Origin of the sequence: Williamsia sterculiae (genome assembly GCF_900156495.1) — a bacterium.
Taxonomy (GTDB): Bacteria; Actinomycetota; Actinomycetes; order Mycobacteriales; family Mycobacteriaceae; genus Williamsia_B; species Williamsia_B sterculiae.
Genome location: NZ_FTNT01000004.1, coordinates 169,676 through 187,041, shown reverse-complemented (window position 1 = coordinate 187,041; position 17,366 = coordinate 169,676). Strand labels below are relative to the sequence as shown.

16 protein-coding genes are annotated in these 17,366 nt (G+C 68.0%); 15 read left to right on the top strand and 1 reads right to left on the bottom strand.

Annotated elements, in window-relative coordinates:
* Positions 1 to 91: 91 nt before the first annotated feature.
* From BW971_RS08800 to BW971_RS08750, 11 genes are all read left to right on the top strand, one after another.
* Positions 92 to 1,018, top strand: a complete 927-nt coding sequence (locus tag BW971_RS08800; RefSeq protein WP_076478627.1) for an ABC transporter permease — start codon at positions 92 to 94, stop codon at positions 1,016 to 1,018.
* Positions 1,011 to 1,973, top strand: a complete 963-nt coding sequence (locus BW971_RS08795) for an ABC transporter permease (protein ID WP_083709535.1) — start codon at positions 1,011 to 1,013, stop codon at positions 1,971 to 1,973. The genes BW971_RS08800 and BW971_RS08795 overlap by 8 nt, the downstream gene beginning before the upstream one ends.
* Positions 1,970 to 3,670, top strand: coding sequence for a dipeptide ABC transporter ATP-binding protein (locus BW971_RS08790; protein WP_076478623.1), 1,701 nt, complete (start codon positions 1,970 to 1,972; stop codon positions 3,668 to 3,670). Before BW971_RS08795 ends, BW971_RS08790 begins: the two co-directional genes overlap by 4 nt.
* 46 nt (positions 3,671 to 3,716) lie before the next feature.
* Complete coding sequence (locus tag BW971_RS08785; RefSeq protein WP_076478621.1) at positions 3,717 to 4,466, top strand: Fic family protein; 750 nt, start codon at positions 3,717 to 3,719, stop codon at positions 4,464 to 4,466.
* Between the two features lie 813 nt (positions 4,467 to 5,279).
* Positions 5,280 to 6,368: a septum site-determining protein Ssd gene (ssd, locus tag BW971_RS08780; protein ID WP_076478889.1), complete on the top strand. Its 1,089-nt coding sequence runs from the start codon at positions 5,280 to 5,282 to the stop codon at positions 6,366 to 6,368.
* The gene (locus BW971_RS08775) at positions 6,365 to 7,564 is read left to right on the top strand and encodes a TadA family conjugal transfer-associated ATPase (RefSeq protein ID WP_076478619.1); all 1,200 of its coding nucleotides are present in this window, start codon (positions 6,365 to 6,367) and stop codon (positions 7,562 to 7,564) included. Before ssd ends, BW971_RS08775 begins: the two co-directional genes overlap by 4 nt.
* Positions 7,561 to 8,376, top strand: coding sequence for a type II secretion system F family protein (locus BW971_RS08770; RefSeq protein WP_076478617.1), 816 nt, complete (start codon positions 7,561 to 7,563; stop codon positions 8,374 to 8,376). Before BW971_RS08775 ends, BW971_RS08770 begins: the two co-directional genes overlap by 4 nt.
* Complete coding sequence (locus BW971_RS08765) at positions 8,376 to 8,975, top strand: type II secretion system F family protein (RefSeq protein WP_076478888.1); 600 nt, start codon at positions 8,376 to 8,378, stop codon at positions 8,973 to 8,975. The genes BW971_RS08770 and BW971_RS08765 overlap by 1 nt, the downstream gene beginning before the upstream one ends.
* Before the next feature lie 57 nt (positions 8,976 to 9,032).
* Positions 9,033 to 9,236: a DUF4244 domain-containing protein gene (locus tag BW971_RS08760; protein WP_076478615.1), complete on the top strand. Its 204-nt coding sequence runs from the start codon at positions 9,033 to 9,035 to the stop codon at positions 9,234 to 9,236.
* Between the two features lie 47 nt (positions 9,237 to 9,283).
* Complete coding sequence (locus tag BW971_RS08755; protein WP_076478886.1) at positions 9,284 to 9,619, top strand: TadE family type IV pilus minor pilin; 336 nt, start codon at positions 9,284 to 9,286, stop codon at positions 9,617 to 9,619.
* Complete coding sequence (locus BW971_RS08750) at positions 9,616 to 9,984, top strand: Rv3654c family TadE-like protein (RefSeq protein ID WP_076478613.1); 369 nt, start codon at positions 9,616 to 9,618, stop codon at positions 9,982 to 9,984. The genes BW971_RS08755 and BW971_RS08750 overlap by 4 nt, the downstream gene beginning before the upstream one ends.
* A gap of 17 nt (positions 9,985 to 10,001) precedes the next feature.
* Here the strand turns inward: BW971_RS08750 and BW971_RS08745 are convergent, their stop codons facing one another.
* A complete protein-coding gene (locus tag BW971_RS08745; RefSeq protein WP_234974311.1) occupies positions 10,002 to 12,350 on the bottom strand; it encodes a DEAD/DEAH box helicase in 2,349 nt (782 codons plus the stop codon).
* Positions 12,351 to 12,672: 322 nt separating this feature from the next.
* Here BW971_RS08745 and BW971_RS08740 point away from each other — a divergent pair, with 322 nt between their 5' ends.
* The 4 genes from BW971_RS08740 (at position 12,673) to BW971_RS08725 (ending at position 17,337) form a co-directional block, all read left to right on the top strand.
* Positions 12,673 to 12,876, top strand: coding sequence for a cold-shock protein (locus BW971_RS08740; RefSeq protein WP_020109852.1), 204 nt, complete (start codon positions 12,673 to 12,675; stop codon positions 12,874 to 12,876).
* A 136-nt stretch (positions 12,877 to 13,012) separates the two neighbouring features.
* The gene (locus BW971_RS08735; protein WP_076478882.1) at positions 13,013 to 13,591 is read left to right on the top strand and encodes a hypothetical protein; all 579 of its coding nucleotides are present in this window, start codon (positions 13,013 to 13,015) and stop codon (positions 13,589 to 13,591) included.
* A 308-nt stretch (positions 13,592 to 13,899) separates the two neighbouring features.
* Complete coding sequence (topA, locus tag BW971_RS08730; RefSeq protein WP_076478611.1) at positions 13,900 to 17,022, top strand: type I DNA topoisomerase; 3,123 nt, start codon at positions 13,900 to 13,902, stop codon at positions 17,020 to 17,022.
* A gap of 3 nt (positions 17,023 to 17,025) precedes the next feature.
* Complete coding sequence (locus BW971_RS08725; RefSeq protein ID WP_143690267.1) at positions 17,026 to 17,337, top strand: DUF6412 domain-containing protein; 312 nt, start codon at positions 17,026 to 17,028, stop codon at positions 17,335 to 17,337.
* Positions 17,338 to 17,366: the final 29 nt, after the last annotated feature.

Genomic DNA, 17,366 nt, shown 5'->3' with positions numbered 1-17,366 from the left:
ATCGCATCTCCCCGCTGGTCCCCGGTCGTCGTTGTCGACGACCGGGGTTCGGTGGGTTGAACTGTGCGTGTGAACAGAAAGTGACCTCTGCATGGTCTGGTACACGATCCGACGCATCCTGCAGTTGATCCCGGTGTTCTTCGGGGCCACGCTGCTGCTCTACTTCATGGTGTACAAACTGCCCGGCGATCCCACCGCCGCCCTCGGTGGCGGCCGACCGTTGACTCCCGCGGTCCGCGATCAGATCCGCGAGCAGTACCACCTCAACGACAACTTCTTCACCCAGTACTGGTACTACCTCAAGGGCATATTCACCTTCGACTTCGGTACATCCTTCTCCGGGCGTCCGGTGCTCGACGTGATGCAACAGGCGTTCCCGGTCACCATCCGGTTGGCCGTCATGGCCCTGATCATCGAGGCCGTCTTCGGCATCGTGTTCGGTGTGATCGCCGGTCTGCGCAAGGGCGGTCTGTTCGACAGCACGGTCCTGGTCGTCAGCCTCATCGTGATCGCCGTGCCGATCTTCGTGATCGGCTTCATCGCCCAGTTCCTGCTCGGTGTGAAATGGGGTCTGGTGCCGGTCACCGTCGGCGGTCGGGACGGTATCGGGAACCTACTGCTGCCGGCGGTGGTGTTGGCGTCCACCTCCTTCGCCTACGTGCTGCGACTGACCCGTTCGTCGATCGCGGAGAACGCCACCTCCGACCACGTGCGTACCGCCACGGCCAAGGGACTCGGTCGGCCACGAGTGGTCATGGTGCACATTCTGCGTAACTCTCTCATCCCGGTGGTCACCTTTCTCGGCGCCGACCTCGGCGCCCTGATGGCCGGTGCGGTGGTCACCGAGGGCATCTTCAACATCAACGGTGTCGGTTCCACCGTGTTCCGCAGCGTGCAGATCGGCGAGGCCCCCACGGTGGTCTCGATCGTGACGGTGTTGGTGTTGATCTACCTGATCGCCAATCTCGTCGTCGACCTCCTCTACGCCGTCATCGATCCGAGGATTCGTTATGTCTGACCCCTACACCGCCCGGCTCCCCAAGGTCGGTCAAGAACGCTTCATCGCCGGCCCCGGTGAGACCGAGGTGATGGCCGTCGACACCGTGACCGACGATCCCGATGCGGCCGCCGGTTTCTGGAAGGGCGCGTGGCACAACCTGCGTCGCCGCCCGCTGTTCATCGTGTCGTCATTGATGATCTTGCTGGTCATCCTGGTCTGCCTGTTTCCCGGCCTGTTCGCGCACCAGGATCCGCGGCTGTGCTCCGGTGGCGCGAGCCTGCTGAAACCCAGTGGCGCACATTGGTTCGGCACGGACCTGCAAGGTTGCGACATCTACGCCCGCACCATCCACGGGGCCCGGTCGTCGGTGGTGGTCGGTGTATGCACCACCTTGCTGGTGTTCGTGGTCGGTGGGTTGCTCGGTGTGTTCGCCGGTTTCTTCGGCGGCTGGCTCGATGTCCTGATCTCGCGGATCACCGACATCTTCTTCGCACTCCCGTTGATCCTCGCGGCGATCGTGATCATGCAGATGTTCACCACCCGTAGCGTGTGGACGGTGGTCACCATCCTGGCGGTCTTCGGATGGCCACAGATCGCGCGCATCGCTCGCGGTGCGACGATCTCGGTGCGCAACAACGAGTTCATCACCGCGTCCAAGGCGTTGGGCGCCAGTCGGGTACGAACCCTGTTCGCTCACGTGATCCCCAACGCGCTGGGCCCGGTGATCGTGACCAGCACCATCTCCCTCGGCGTGTTCATCGTCACCGAGGCGACCCTGTCGTATCTCGGCATCGGTTTGCCCTCGACCAGCGTCTCCTGGGGTATCGACATCTCGGCCGGGCAGAACCTGCTCCGGTCGGGCAACCCGATCCTGCTGTATCCGGCTGTGGCGCTGGCACTGACGGTGCTCAGCTTCATGATGATGGGTGACGCGCTGCGCGACGCCCTCGACCCTAAGGCGCGTACCCGATGAGCGAGACCTCGCACCCCGTCGGCACCGCGAACCATGACAAGCCCTTGCTCGAGGTCTCCGATCTGTCGGTGGCTTTCGGTGACAGCGAGGCGGTCTCCGGTGTCAACCTGACCATCTACCCGGGTCAGACCGTGGCCATCGTGGGCGAGTCTGGCTCGGGTAAGACCACCACGGCCAACGCGGTGCTCAACCTGCTGCCGGGCTCCGGACGCGTGACCGCGGGCTCCATCTCCTTCGATGGCACGGATCTGACCACAGCATCGAAGAAGCAGGTAGACGCGCTGCGCGGATCGGCGATCGGTCTGGTGCCGCAGGACCCGATGTCGAACCTGAACCCGTTGTGGAAGATCGGGTTCCAGGTGCGCGAGGCGCTCGAGGCCAACAACGTGGCCAAAGGGGCGGCCGCGAAGAAGCGGGCCGCCGAACTGCTCACCGAGGCGGGTATGCGTGACGCCGAGGCGCGGATGAACCAGTACCCGCACGAGTTCTCCGGCGGTATGCGACAGCGAGCCCTGATCGCCATCGGGCTGTCGTGTCGGCCCAAGCTGTTGGTGGCCGACGAACCGACCTCGGCTCTCGACGTCACCGTGCAGCGGCAGATCCTCGATCACCTGGATTCGTTGACCGCGGAACTGGGTACCTCGGTGTTGCTGATCACCCACGACCTCGGGCTCGCCGCCGAGCGTGCGTCGCACCTGGTTGTCATGTATCGCGGCAAGGTCGTGGAATCGGGTCCGGCGCTGGATATCCTGCGAAACCCGCAACACGAGTACACCCGGCGTCTGGTGTCCGCAGCGCCGTCTCTCGCCTCGGAGCGCTTGTCTGCGGCCGACGTGCGGGCCGAGGTGGTGGAACACGCGACGGAGGTCGCCGACGCGGAAGCGTCCGACGACGCACGCCGGGAGCTGTTGGTGGTCGACCACCTGCACAAGGAGTTCCCCATTCGCGGCAGCGTGCCGTGGAAGACGAAAACCCTGCTCGCCGTGAACGACGTCTCCTTCGCGATCCGGCGCGGCACCACCACCGCGATCGTGGGGGAGTCGGGTTCGGGTAAGTCCACCGTGGCGCAGATGGTTCTCGGCCTGCTCCCACCCACCAAGGGGGACGTCCGGTTCGACGGCACCGACGTGCGGAGCTTCAAGGGCAAGGGGGCACTTGCCTTCCGTAGGCGGGTGCAACCGATATTCCAGAACCCGTATGGCTCCATCGACCCGCTGTTCTCGATCTACCGGGTGATCGAGGAGCCGCTCCGGATTCACGGCATCGGCTCGACCAAGGAGCGGGAGGCTCGCGTTCGGGATCTGCTGGAGAAGGTGTCGCTGCCGAGTTCGGTGATGAAGCGTTTCCCCAACGAGCTCTCCGGTGGTCAGCGGCAGCGCGTGGCGATCGCCCGGGCCCTTGCGCTCGAACCCGAGCTGATCGTCTGCGATGAGGCGGTGTCGGCTCTCGACGTGCTGGTGCAGGCGCAGATCCTCGGTCTGCTCAACGAACTGCAGGCGGATCTGGGGTTGACGTATCTGTTCATCACCCACGATCTCGCCGTGGTCAAGCAGATCGCCGACAACGTGGTGGTCATGGAGCAGGGCGCGGTGGTGGAGTACGCGGACACCGACTCGGTGTTCGACAATCCGACGCAGGATTACACCCGACGGTTGCTGGACGCCATTCCCGGACGGTCACTGCTCGGCGCGGGATGAGACCGCAGTGGTGGCCGATGGTCGCCCCTGCCTAGGCTGGTCGGCTGTGACCACTGATCCGCTGGCCCCGTTGGCCGAGTTGCCCGGAGTCGCCGAGGCGGCGGCGCGCGCCGGTGACGCACTCGCTGCCGCGCACCGCCATCCGGTGAACCTGCGCGGTTGGGACAAGACCGCCACCGAGGCGTCATGGCGTGCGGGGCGAAGCTCTGCGGCGATCGAGGGTGCACGCGGTGACCTCACCCGCGACGGGGTGATCGATGATCCGGTGCTCGCCGGGTCGATGCGGGTGGCCCAAGCGCTCGACCCGGGCAGTCTGGGCGGCTACCTGTCCACCTGGACCCGCGCCCCGCGGCAGACCCTGGCCCGTCTGCACGTGCTCGCGGCGGCCGATCTGGTCGACGACCCCGACGTGTTGGGCAGGCCGCGACCGGAACCGGGGGTGGGGGAGCGACTCGACCTGCTCGCTCAACTGGTCACCGGGGCAACTCGGGTACCGGCACCGGTGCTGGCCGCGGTGGTACACGGTGAGTTGCTGTCGATCCAACCGTTCGTCGAGGGCAACGGGGTGGTGGCGCGGGCGGCGTCACGTCTGGTGTGCGCCGCGACGGGCCTCGATCCGCACAATCTGGGCGTGCCCGAGGTGACATGGCTGGCTCGGCTGTCCGATTACCGCGCGGACGTCAGTGGTTTCACCAGCGGTGACCCGGACGCGCTGACCCGATGGATTCTGCTGTGCTCCGTCGCGCTGAGCTCCGGGGCCGACGAGGCCAGGGCCATCGCGGACGCGGCGCGCTGAAGTCGGCGATCGGAACGGCTGTCGCACACAATATTGCGGGCGGCCTCCCGGACCACCGTCGTGGTGCCGGACTGCCGCCCGCGAGCACGGGTCCGAAGTTACCAAGCGTGCGGGGTGGGTTGTGTGGGACAACCTCGGCGGTTCACCGTGGTCCGTCTCGTCGTGGTCCCGCCCAAGGGTCCGACCGTCGATTCAGATGACGCGGTGTCGCAGGTTCACAACACTTTCTGCCTGCGCGGCGTGCTGCGCGTGGGTGCTTGGTACCCGTGCCGGGAAGTGGTCGAACAGGAGCCGGATCCTTCTCCTCCGGATCTGGCTTGGCCGTCCGTACTTCCGTATCCACTGTTGTACACCGTGATGTGCATCACATCAACCCCCTGATCGAGGCGTGTCGAGATCAGCGCCTGGACCACTTGATGCGTCCATGCGGAACTGTCTGCGCGATGCTTTCCCGGTGCGCACAGACCTGCCCGGTACGTGTCGGGTCGTGGCGGACGGGCCTGTCACGCTGCGAGAACACCGTCGTTGATCCCCGTCCGAGCCGTTGGCCGAGTTGTGATCCGGTCTTGCGTTCGACAGCCCGACAGTGTGTATAGTTCGTAGTACCCGGTTCAACCGGGGCTTTCAGCCCGACCCCCCGGGGCTGAAACGCGACGACCCTGGCCTCCTCCCCCCCTGGCCGGGGTCGTCCTCTATCTGAGGCCTGTCCTGGCCATTGTGGTCGGCGCGGGCAGTTGTGCACAGCTCCTGGATTCCTCCACAGATCACGGCGCGGGAACAGTGTCGCGGTTCCTCGCGAGCACGATCGACCTCGTGCCTGAACTCCTGCTCGCGTTGGTCGCCCCCGAACTGACCGATGACGTCGGTCGTTGTGCCGCTGCCGCCGGATACCGCTCGGTGAGCGCGGATCCGGGTGGTTGTCGTCGCCTGTGGGGCGAGGCGGACGCGATCGTCGTCGACGACTCGTCCGCTTCCGTGCTGGCCGCGGCGGGGTTGCCCCGGAGACCGGGAGTGATCGTCGTGGACGGCGGCGACGCCACCTCCGAGATCTGGCATCACGCCGTCTCTCTCGGTGCCGAACACGCGTTCCGGCTGCCGGACGACGAACGGCGACTGGTGCAGGCGCTCAGCCGGATCCGTACGCCGCTGCGCCCACATGGGTCCACGGTCGCGGTGATCGGGGGTCACGGTGGTGCCGGGGCCACCACCATGGCCGCTGCGATGGGGTTGGTCGCTGCCGAGGCCGACACGGGTGCTCTGGTGGTCGACGTCGACGATCTGGGAGCGGGAGTGGACCTGACCCTCGGGGTCGAGGACGTCACGGGGCTGCGGTGGCCGGACCTCACCCTTCGAGGTGGCCAGGTGGTCGCCGAAGCGTTGCATGAGGCGCTTCCACGGGTCGACGACGGCCTGCTGGTGTTGTCTGCAGGACGGCCCGAGCGGCGGCGTGAGCTCGACATCGACGGTGTACTCGCCGCCATCGAGGCCGGCCGGGTGGGTGGCGACCTGGTTGTCGTGGACCTGCCGCGCCGCGCCGACGCCCTCGTCCGTGCGGTGGTGGAGACGGTGAACCTGGTGGTCGTGGTGACGGTAGCCGCGGTCGGCGCCGTCGCGGCCACCCGTGCTGTGGCACATGGGGTGATCGGTCACGGTGCACGGGCCGGCATCGTCGTTCGCGGCCCGGCGCCGGGTGGCTTGCGTGCCGCCCAGGTTGCCGACGCGGTGGATCTGCCCATACTCGCCGCGATGCGTCCGGAACCGCGTCTCGCCGGCCGCGTCGAGGCGCGTGGACTGAGACTGGGTCCCCGTTCTCCGCTGCGACGGGCTGCCGGCGCGGTACTGGCCGATCTCGATCCTGCACCGCGACGGCCGATCCTGCGACGAGCGCGCGGTGCGGCATGACCGACACCGTCGAAGTGCGCGCCGAGCTGTTGATGCGGGTGCGTGAGCGGTTGGCCACCGGAGTCGCCGACCCCACCCCCGAGGTGATGGCGGAGGCGATTCGTGCCGAGGCGGGCGGTGTGCTCGGGGACACCGATCTGCTTGCCGCCCTACGGTTCCTGCAGACCGAGCTCGTCGGGGCCGGCTGTCTGGAGGAACTGCTCTCCGAGCCCGACGTCGCCGACATCCTCGTGGTCGGGCCGCGGCAGGTCTGGGTCGACCGCGGACAGGGACTGCAGCTCAGCGACATCCAGTTCACCGACGACGACGCGGTACGTCGTCTCGCGACCCGGTTGGCCCTCGGTGCGGGCAGGCGTCTCGACGACGCCCAACCGTGGGTCGACGGGCAACTCGAGAACGTCGGCAGGCGAGGGCACACGGTGCGTCTGCACGCGGTGCTGCCGCCTCTCGCCGTGGACGGGACCTGTCTGTCGTTGCGGGTATTGCGACCGGCCACGCACGACCTTGCCGCGTTGATTCGGGCCGGTGCCGTGGCGCCGGACGCGGCGGCGTTGCTGCAGACCGTCATCGACGCCCGACTGGCCTTCCTCGTCGTCGGCGGTACGGGCGCAGGTAAGACCACCCTGTTGAGCGCGTTGCTCGGTCAGGTCGGCGCCGGTGAACGCATCGTCTGTGTGGAGGATGCGGTCGAATTGGCGCCTCGACATCCGCATGTGGTCCGGATGGTGGCCCGAACCCCCAACGTAGAAGGTGTCGGCACCGTCTCGGTGCGCGACCTGGTGCGGCAGGCGCTGCGGATGCGGCCAGACCGGATCGTGGTCGGTGAGGTGCGCGGCGCGGAGGTGGTGGACTTGTTGTCCGCGTTGAACACCGGTCACGACGGATGTGCAGGCACGCTGCACGCGAATTCGACCGCCGAGGTCCCGGCGCGGATGGAGGCGCTGGCTGCTCTCGGCGGACTGGACCGGGCCGCGCTGCACAGCCAGTTGGCGGCGGCGGTGCAGGTGGTCTTCGGTGTCCGCCGCTCCGCCGACGGCACGCGGGGTTTGCACGAGATCGGGCTGGTGGACCGAGGGACCGGCGGGTGGGTCCACATCGACCCCGTGTGGACCGCCGACCGGGGGTTCCTCCCCGCTGCGGCTCGGCTGGCCGCGTTGCTGCGCACCCGGGTCGACGCGCCGGAGGTCGTGGGATGACCGCATTGCTCGGCGCGGCGTCGTTGGCCGTGTTGTTGGCACCCGTCGGGCGCCCGGCGCTACGCCTCCGCGACATCGCCGGACGCCACGGCAGCGTCGACCGGGAACTCCCGTGGGGGTCGGTGATCGGTGCGACAGTGTGTGTGACAGCGGTTCTGCTGTGGGGGTTGTCGGCGGGTGTGACCGCGGTGATGGTCGCGGCCGCCGTGCGATGGCAGGTGACGCGCAGGCGGAGGCAGACCCGTGCCCTACGGGCGATCGATGGGTTGTTGACCGCCCTGTCGGCGATGATCGCCGAGCTCTCGGTCGGTGCACCGCCGGCGCACGCCTGTCGGCAGGCGGCGGTGGAGATGCCTGCGACGGCCGCTGACTCTCCGGAGACCGCGATCGGTGAGATGTTGCGGCACATGGCCGGTCGTGCCGAACTCGGCGGCGACGTGGCCGAGGGTATCGCGACGGGGCACGGCGGAGCGGATCAGGCGGTCAGTCGGGTTGCCGCCGCGTGGCGGACGTCAGAGCGCCACGGGCTGCCGATGGTGGATCTGCTCGGCGCGGTGCGTGACGACCTACTGGCCCGCAGACGCGCCGCTGACCGCACCCGCGCCGCGCTGGCCGGGGCGCGGGCCACGGCGATGGTGTTGTCGGCGTTGCCACTGCTGGGAATCGGGCTGGGTCAGGCGATCGGCGCCGATCCCGTCGCGGTCCTCCTCGGGGGCGGCATCGGGGGCATCCTGCTCGTCGTCGGGACGGGTCTGGTGATCGGTGGACAGGTGTGGTCGGAGCACATCATCGGCAAGGTGGCCGCCCCGTGATCGGCGGTTGGTTGCTGCCCGGGGTGCTGGCGGCGGTCGCGGTGCTCGCCTCGCCGGGGTCTGGACAACAGATGCGGCGTCTGGTGACACCACCGACCAGGGTGCGCACCCGCGAGCCCGTTCTGCTCAAACGGCGTGCACCGCGCCCCGAACCACTCGCTGCGGCGGCAGCCTTCGACCTGTTCGCGGTATGTGTGCGAGCCGGTATGCCGGTGGGTGGTGCTGCGATGATCGCCGCCGAGCATGCGCCCACCGCGGTCGCGGAGCTGCTCCGCCGGGCGTCCGACATGCTCGCCCTCGGTGCCGACGCCGCGGAGGCATGGGCGGTACCCGCGTCCGCGGATCCGTCGGCACAGGCCCTCGGCGCCATGGCCCGTCGGTCGGCGCGGGCCGGATCCTCGCCTGCGTCCGGTCTGGCCGAACTCGCCGAATCCGAACGCGCCACGGCGCAGGACAGCGCCGCGGCGGCGGCCGAGCGGGCGGGCGTGGCCATCAGCGGTCCGTTGGGGTTGTGCTTCCTACCCGCGTTCATCTGCCTCGGCATCGTTCCGGTGGTCATCGGGTTGGCCGGCGACGTCCTGGGCGGGGGACTGCTGTGAGGACGAAGAGGACTGTCGGCGCGGACCGTCCGCGCGACGAGAGAAAGGAACAGTCGGATGAAGCAATGGATACACGAGGTGCGCTCGGCCATGGGAGATCTGATCGCCGACGACAGCGGGATGTCGACGGCGGAGTACGCGATCGGCACGATCGCGGCGGCGGCGTTCGGGGCGATCCTCTACACGGTGGTGACCGGCGACAACATCGTGTCGGCGCTGACCGGGATCATCGACAAAGCGTTGAGTACCGCGGTGGGGTAGACCGCCGCGCGACCGGCCGGCGTTCACTGGTGGTCGACGATGTCGGGATGAGCACGGTCGAGGGTGCTTTCGCGATCGCGTCGATCGTGGTCACCGTGCTGTTCGCGGTGGCCGGGGTCGGTGCGGTCACCGCCCATGTGCGGTGTGTGGACGCGGCCCGGGAGATCGCCCGGTTGTCGGCTCTGGGCGACGACGCCCGTGCGCAGGGCATGGGGCGGCAGGTGGCGCCGGCGGACGCCACGGTATCGGTGCGTCGCGACGGTGAGATGGTCCGGGTCCGGGTGTCAGTCGGGGTACCGCTGTTGCCGCTCCTCGACGTGAGCGCCGACGCGGTGGCGGCGACGGAACCATCGGGAGACGGTGCCGCGGAGGGCGACCGGTGAGGCGATCTATCGGTACGGACGAACGCGGTTCGGCAACGGTGCTGGGCGCGTTCGTCATCGCCGCGCTGGTCGCGACGACCATCGGTGTGCTCCATATCGGCGGGGCGGTGTCGGCGCGACATCGCGCCCAGTCGGCGGCCGATCTCGGTGCACTGGCTGCCGCACAGCAGATCGTGGCCGGGGCCGGTGCCGACGCGTGTGCGACCGCGCGCCGCTTCGTGACCGACAACGGTGGTCGTCTCACCGACTGTCGACCCGACGGCGAGAACGTGACGGTCGCGGTCGCGGTGTCGGTTCCCCTGGGGTCGTTCGGAGTCCGCGACGCACGGGCCCGCGCCCGCGCCGGACCGATGGCCGCGCCATGACGGGCGGTCGGACCGGCTCAGGTCATCTCGCGCAACAGCAGGGTAAGCACGCGGAGCGCACCGTCCTTGTCCAACGGCTCGTTGCCGTTGCCGCATTTGGGCGACTGCACACACGACGGGCAGCCACGTTCGCATGTGCAACTCAGCACCGCGTCGCGGGTCGCTGTGATCCAGGTGACGAACGCGGTGTGGCCGCGTTCGGCGAAACCGGCACCGCCGGCGTAACCGTCGTAGACGAACACCGTCGGCAGACCGGTGTCGGGATGCACATTGGTCGACAACCCGCCGATGTCCCAGCGGTCGCAGGTCGCGACCAGAGGGAGCAGCCCGATGGCCGCGTGTTCGGCGGCGTGTAGCGCGCCGGGGAAGCGACCGACCGTCAGTCCCACCTCCTCCAACGCCTCCGGTGTGATCGTGTACATCACCGCGCGGGTGTGCAGGGTCTGCGGCGGCATGTCGAGTTCCACCGAATCCAACACCTCCCCGGTGAGCGACTTGCGCAGATACCCGGTGACCTGATGCGTGACATCCACTGCCACCAGCTGCACCGACACCGCACCGAACTGGTTGCTGTGCACCACCTCGGTGATGTCCACCGAGGTCGACTCCCTCGCCATCGTCGTCCAGTCCGGTTCGTCCGGATGCACCAGGGCCAAACCCTCGTCGAGATCGAGTTCGTCGACCACATACGACGCGCCTTGGTGGATGTGCACCGCGCCCGCGTGCACCGTCGAAGGGGCACGCCCCGAGTCGACCGTGCCCAACAGGCGGCTCTCGGTGACGTCGACGATCATCACCTGCCCGCCGATGCCACCGCGGATGTCGATGTCGGCGTGCGGTTCCAGGCCTGCGGCCACGTACCATCCGGCCGGTCGACGTCGCAGGTGGCCGATCGCGGTCAATTCGTCGACGAGCTCGGCTGCATCCCAGGCCTCGACATCGCTTTCGGTCAGCGGCAGTTCGGCCGCCGCGCACAACAGATGTGGTCCCAGCACATACGGATTGGCGGGGTCGGTGACGGTCATCTCCACCGGCTTGTCCAACAATGCGTCGGGGTGGTGCACGAGGTAGGTGTCCAGTGGATCGTCACGCGCTACCAGCACCACCAACGAACCCGCACCCCGACGGCCGGCCCGGCCCGCCTGTTGCCAGAACGACGCCACCGTCCCGGGGTACCCGGCGACGACGATCGCATCCAACCCGCTGATGTCGACCCCCAACTCGAGGGCATTGGTGGTGGCCACACCGAGCAATCGACCATCGGCGATGTCGGACTCCAGCTTTCGTCGATCGTCGGCCAGATACCCGGCTCGGTAGGCGGCAATGCGATCCACCAGGTCGGGATCCACGTCGGCGAGCAACTGTCGCGTCGTCCGCGCGGTCACCTCCACGCCCCGGCGGCTACGTACGAAACACAGTGTGCGTGCGCCCTCGACCACCAGGTCGGCCATGATGCGCGCCGCGTCGGCGCCCGCGGACCGCCGGACCGGAGCGCCGTTCCCACCGGTGACCTCGGGGACGAACCCCGGTTCCCACAGCGCGACCGTGCGCTCGCCATGGGGTGACGTGTCCTCGACGACTTCGGTACACGGCTCGCCGATCAACCGCGACAACGCCGCACCCGGTGCGCCCGCGGTGGCGCTCGCGCCGATGACGATGGGATTCCCACCCGCCGCGCGGGCAACCCGCAACAGTCGCCGCAACACCATCGCGGTATTCGACCCGAATACTCCGCGGTAGTGGTGACATTCGTCGATGACGATGTATTTCAGATGCCGGAAGAAATGACGCCACCGCTGGTGATTGCCGAGAATGCCGACGTGCAGCATGTCCGGATTGGTGAAGATCCACCGTGAGTGCATCCGCGCCCACTGCCGGATCTCGATGTCGGTGTCACCGTCGTATGCGCATGGTTGCAGGTGGTTGAAATCGGACCTTCCGGCCAGAAGGCGACCGAGAGCGCGGATCTGGTCGGCTCCGAGTGCCTTGGTCGGCGACAGGTACAACGCCGTCGCGGTCGGGTCGGCGAGCAATTCGGTCAACACCGCAGATTGGTAGACCAACGACTTACCCGACGCGGTTCCCGAGGCCACGATCACGTGGTCACCGGACCGTGCGGCGTCTGCGGCACGGACCTGATGGGCCCAGGGGCGGGTAATCCCGGCGTCGGCGAAGGCTGCCCGCACCGCGGGTGCGATCCATCGTGGCCAGTCGTCGTAACGTGCTGTCCGCGAGGGGATCACCGTCTGATGAGTGACAGGGGACCAGTCCTCCGTCGACACCCCGGCCAGAGTGCGCTCGAGTAGTTCGGCACCGAATCCGACGGCGGGTTGGGCGGGCTCTGGCACCACTGGCTCGGCCGTCACGTCGCCCACACTCGTCGTTCGTTACCGCCAGATGTCGAACAGCTGAAATCTGTCACCGGTTGAAACCACCACGAATGTGCCACTATCGCACCGTTGACAGTCATGGTTGACTGTCCGAGGTCGCAGCTTTCGGGGAAGCTGTCGGTGAGGGGCACGGCATGTGTCGACCGCTGATTCTCCCCGGAAACGTGTTGCGGTCGTGGTACTGAAGGTTGACAGCGCGGTTTCCGCGACGACGCCAGAAGGTATGGCGGTCGTGACCGGCCACGGCACGAGAAACATCGTGTCGCCCCGGAGTGAGTGAGTAAAGGAATACACCAGAATGGCACAGGGAACCGTCAAGTGGTTCAACGCGGAAAAGGGTTTCGGATTCATCGCCCCCGATGACGGACCGGACGATGTCTTCGTCCACTACTCCGAGATCCAGGGTTCCGGTTTCCGCACCCTCGAAGAGAACCAGCGCGTCGAGTTCGAGGTCGGTCAGGGCACCAAGGGCCCGCAGGCCACCGGAGTCCGCGGCCTCTGAGCCGCACACGACCTTCGCGCCCGCGCGGAGGCCCCGTGTCGTTCGCCCCGGCCCGCTCTGGTGGGCCGGGGCCGAACTGTCTTCACACCACGTGTTGACGGATCCCGCAGGCCGTGCCGCGGAGTACGGTTTGTCCGTGGGCCAGCTCTCGTTCTTCTCCGCCGAGACCGACGAGCCCGCGGTCGACGACCTCGCGGGCCTGCTCGCCGCGAATGGCCACTGTGCGGTCTCGGCGTCCGGTGCCCGGCTCTCCATCGTCGTCGACGCCGCGTGGCGTGCCGAAAGCCTCGTGACCGAGATCGAACGCTGCGGCATCGACGCCGACGTCGCCCGATCGGAAGAGGGCTCGCTGGTGGTCCGTACCGCGATCGGAGCGGAGCTGACGGCGCTGAACGCGACGTGGTCGCGGGGTGCGGTGAAGGCGATGCCCGTCGACTGGGTGCCGTCTGCTCGCGCCCAGCGACTGTGGGTGATCGCGGCCGGCCGGCCGGATGCGGACCGGTACCTGCTGGGTCTCGACCCGCACGCCCGCGACACCCATCCCGTCCTGGCCACTGCGCTGATGCGGGCAGGTATCGCACCGACGTTGGTGGGAACTCGCGGCACCAACCCGGCCCTACGTATCGCCGGCCGACGTCGACTGCTCAGGCTGGTGGAGAACATCGGGGCCCCACCGGAGACGGCCGATGCGGACCAGTGCTGGCCGCGGGTGTGATCAATTCGTGCTCCACTGCTGTGAACTGGGTGTTTGTGCTCATGTGAGGGCCTGCAACGCGTCATCGGGGGTGGCCGTGGGCTCGCATCTTGGCATTTCCATGTGCCGCTGTGGCCATATATAAGGTACAACGGCCCTACGACAACAGGCCGAAGCATCACCGGCCTCACGACAACACGGCCCCGACGTACAGTGACGGGCCCCGGATGCGCAACGTATCCGAGCACGTGGTCCCGACGGCGGGACCGACAGCGAACCCGGTGGTCCTGCGCTCTCCCGACCACCGAAGGAAGGTGTAGGCAGCTACGGTGGCCGATACGAAAACCACTGCGCGTGGATCCGGCAACGCCTTGAGGCGTCTGGTCATCGTCGAGTCGCCGACCAAAGCCCGCAAGATCGCGGGTTACCTGGGGTCGAACTACATGGTGGAGTCCTCGCGGGGTCACGTCCGCGACCTGCCGCGGGGTGCTGCGGACGTGCCCGCCAAGTACAAGGGGCAGCCCTGGGCACGCCTCGGTGTCAACGTCGACGACGAGTTCGAGGCCCTGTACGTGGTGTCGCCCGACAAGAAGGCCACGGTCACCGAGTTGAAGTCGCTGCTCAAGCAGGCCGACGAGCTGTACCTGGCCACGGACGGTGACCGCGAGGGCGAGGCCATCGCCTGGCACCTGCTGCAGATCCTCAAGCCGAACGTGCCCGTCAAACGGATGGTCTTCCACGAGATCACCGAATCGGCGATCCGGGCCGCCGCGGAGAACACCCGCGAACTCGACGACGACCTCGTCGACGCCCAGGAGACCCGGCGCATCCTCGACCGCCTGTACGGCTACGAGGTCTCGCCGGTGCTGTGGAAGAAGGTCATGCCGAAGTTGTCGGCGGGCCGAGTGCAGTCGGTCGCCACCCGCATCATCGTCGACCGCGAACGTGAGCGGATGGCCTTCGTCTCGGCCGCCTACTGGGACATCGCGGCGACCCTCGACGCCGGCTCCGAGGCCACGCCACCGCGGTTCAAGGCGCGACTGGTCGGCATCGACGACAACCGTGTCGCCGTGGGCCGTGACTTCGACGCCACCGGCACGCTCAAGAAGTCCGACGGTGTGGTGATCCTGGACCAACAGCGGGCGACCGCCCTGGCGGCAGGTCTGCAGGACGTCTCGCTGTCGGTGGTGTCGGTGGAGGAGAAGCCGTATACGCGGCGTCCGTACCCACCGTTCATGACCTCGACGCTGCAGCAGGAGGCCGGTCGCAAACTACGGTTCAGCTCCGACCGCACCATGCGGATCGCGCAGCGACTGTACGAGAACGGCTACATCACCTACATGCGCACCGACTCGACCTCGCTGTCCGAGTCGGCCATCAGCGCGGCACGTGCCCAGGCCCGGGAGCTGTACGGCGACAACTTCGTCCATCCCACTCCGCGCCAGTACAACCGGAAGGTCAAGAACGCCCAGGAGGCGCACGAGGCGATCCGGCCGGCCGGTGAGAGCTTCCGCACCCCGGGTCAGGTGGCCTCGGCACTGGACTCCGATGATTTCCGGCTCTACGAGCTGATCTGGCAGCGGACCATCGCCTCGCAGATGGCCGACGCCCGCGGCACCACGATGAGCCTGCGGATCGCGGGCACCGCATCGACCGGTGAACGCTGTACCTTCGCCGCGTCCGGCCGCACCATCACGTTCCCGGGGTTCCTGTCGGCCTACGTCGAGACCGTCGATGAACAGGCGGGTGGTCAGGCCGACAACGAGGAGAGTCGCCTGCCGCGGTTGACCGAGGGTCAGTCGTTGACCGCGGTCGACCTCGAGGCCGACGGTCACTCCACCAACCCGCCCGCCCGACTGACCGAGGCGTCCCTGGTCAAGGTGCTCGAGGAGTTGGGGATCGGCAGGCCGTCGACCTACGCATCGATCATCGGGACCATCCAGGACCGCGGGTACGTGCTCAAGAAGGGATCCGCTCTGGTCCCGTCGTGGGTGGCGTTCGCCGTGGTCGGGTTGTTGGAGGGCTACTTCGGCGGGCTGGTCGATTACGACTTCACCGCGTCGCTGGAAGACGATCTCGACCGGATCGCCGCGGGCGACGAGAACCGGGTCGCCTGGCTCACCCGCTTCTACTTCGGTGACGGCGCCGTCCCCGGCGGTGAGGTGACCGCGGTCGATCTCGATGCCTCTGAGCTCGGCAGACACGGGCTCAAGCAGCTGGTGGGGGTCAACCTCGAGGAGATCGACGCCCGAGAGGTCAACTCCATCAGGCTGTTCGACGACTCCGAGGGTCGACCGGTCTTCGTCCGTGTCGGTCGGTACGGCCCGTACCTCGAGCGGGTCACCGGTCTGGTGAGCGGTGAGCCGCAGACCCAGCGTGCCAACATCCCCGATGACATCACGCCCGACGAACTGACCCTGGATGTCGCGGAGAAGCTGTTCGCCACCCCGCAGGAGGGGCGCTCGTTGGGTGTCGACCCGGCCAGCGGGCACGAGATCGTCGCCAAGGAAGGGCGTTTCGGCCCCTACGTCACCGAGATCCTGCCGGATCCGGAAGCGGACAAGGGAGAGGGCGACGACAGTGGGGGGTCGCCGGCCCCGGCGATGACCCCTCCCGACGCGCCGCAACCTCTCGACGGCGGCGGGGCGTCAGGTGGCGGGGGGACCGCGACCACCATGGCCGACACCGCGGTCGGAACCGAGCGAACCACCGCCAAGGCACCGGCAAAGAAAACAGCGAAGAAGACCGCAGCGAAGAAGACCGGGCCCAAGCCGCGGACGGGGTCGCTGTTCAAGTCGATGGACATCGCGAGCGTCACCCTCGACGACGCGCTGTTGTTGCTGTCCCTGCCGAGGGTGGTGGGCACCGACCCGGCCAGCGGTGACGAGATCACCGCGCAGAACGGCCGATACGGGCCGTACCTCAAGCGGGGCACCGACTCCCGGTCGCTGACCACGGAGAACCAGATCTTCGACATCACTCTCGACGAGGCGCTGAAGATCTATTCCGAGCCAAAGCGTCGCGGTCGAGCCGCGGCCGCACCGCCGCTGCGTGAACTCGGTACCGACTCGGTCAGTGGTTCGCCGATGGTCATCAAGGACGGACGTTTCGGTCCGTACGTGACCGACGGTGAGACCAACGCCAGCCTGCGCAAGGGCGACGACGTCGCGTCGATCACCCCGGAGCGGGGAATGGAGCTGCTGGCCGAACGTCGTGCCCGTGGTCCGGCGAAGAAGCGGGCCAAGAAGGCGCCGGCGAAGAAGACGGCGGCAAAGAAGACGGCGGCTAAGAAGACGGCGGCCAAGAAGGCCCCGGCCAAGGCCACCGCGAAGAAGACCCCAGCCAAGAAGACGGCCGCCAAGAAGACCGCAGCCAAGAAGACCGCAGCCAAGAAGGCTCCGGCGACGAAGACGGCAGCGCCGAAGACCGAGTCGGGCACCGCGAAGGACTGACCGGTGATGCCCCCCGCATTCGTCGTCGCGCAGTTCCTCTGCGCGACGGTCGGGGCGCTGCTCGCGACATCGGGCCATGCGGCGGTGATCGGCCTTCTGATCGCCTGCGGTGCGACCCTGCTCGGCGTGTCCGTGCTCGCGGCGGCGCATGCGGTGGTGGCGACACTGCGTCCTCTGCCTCCGGCAGGGACCGGTCCGCTGACCGACCCCGAATTCCCCGATGACACCCGTCAGCGCGTGCCACGGGTCTGCGACCCGTCCTCGAGTGGGCGGCCGATGCCGCGCGCGCCCGGACGTGGGGTGCGGATCGCCTGAGCTCCGACGACGTCGGGCGGGGTGATCCA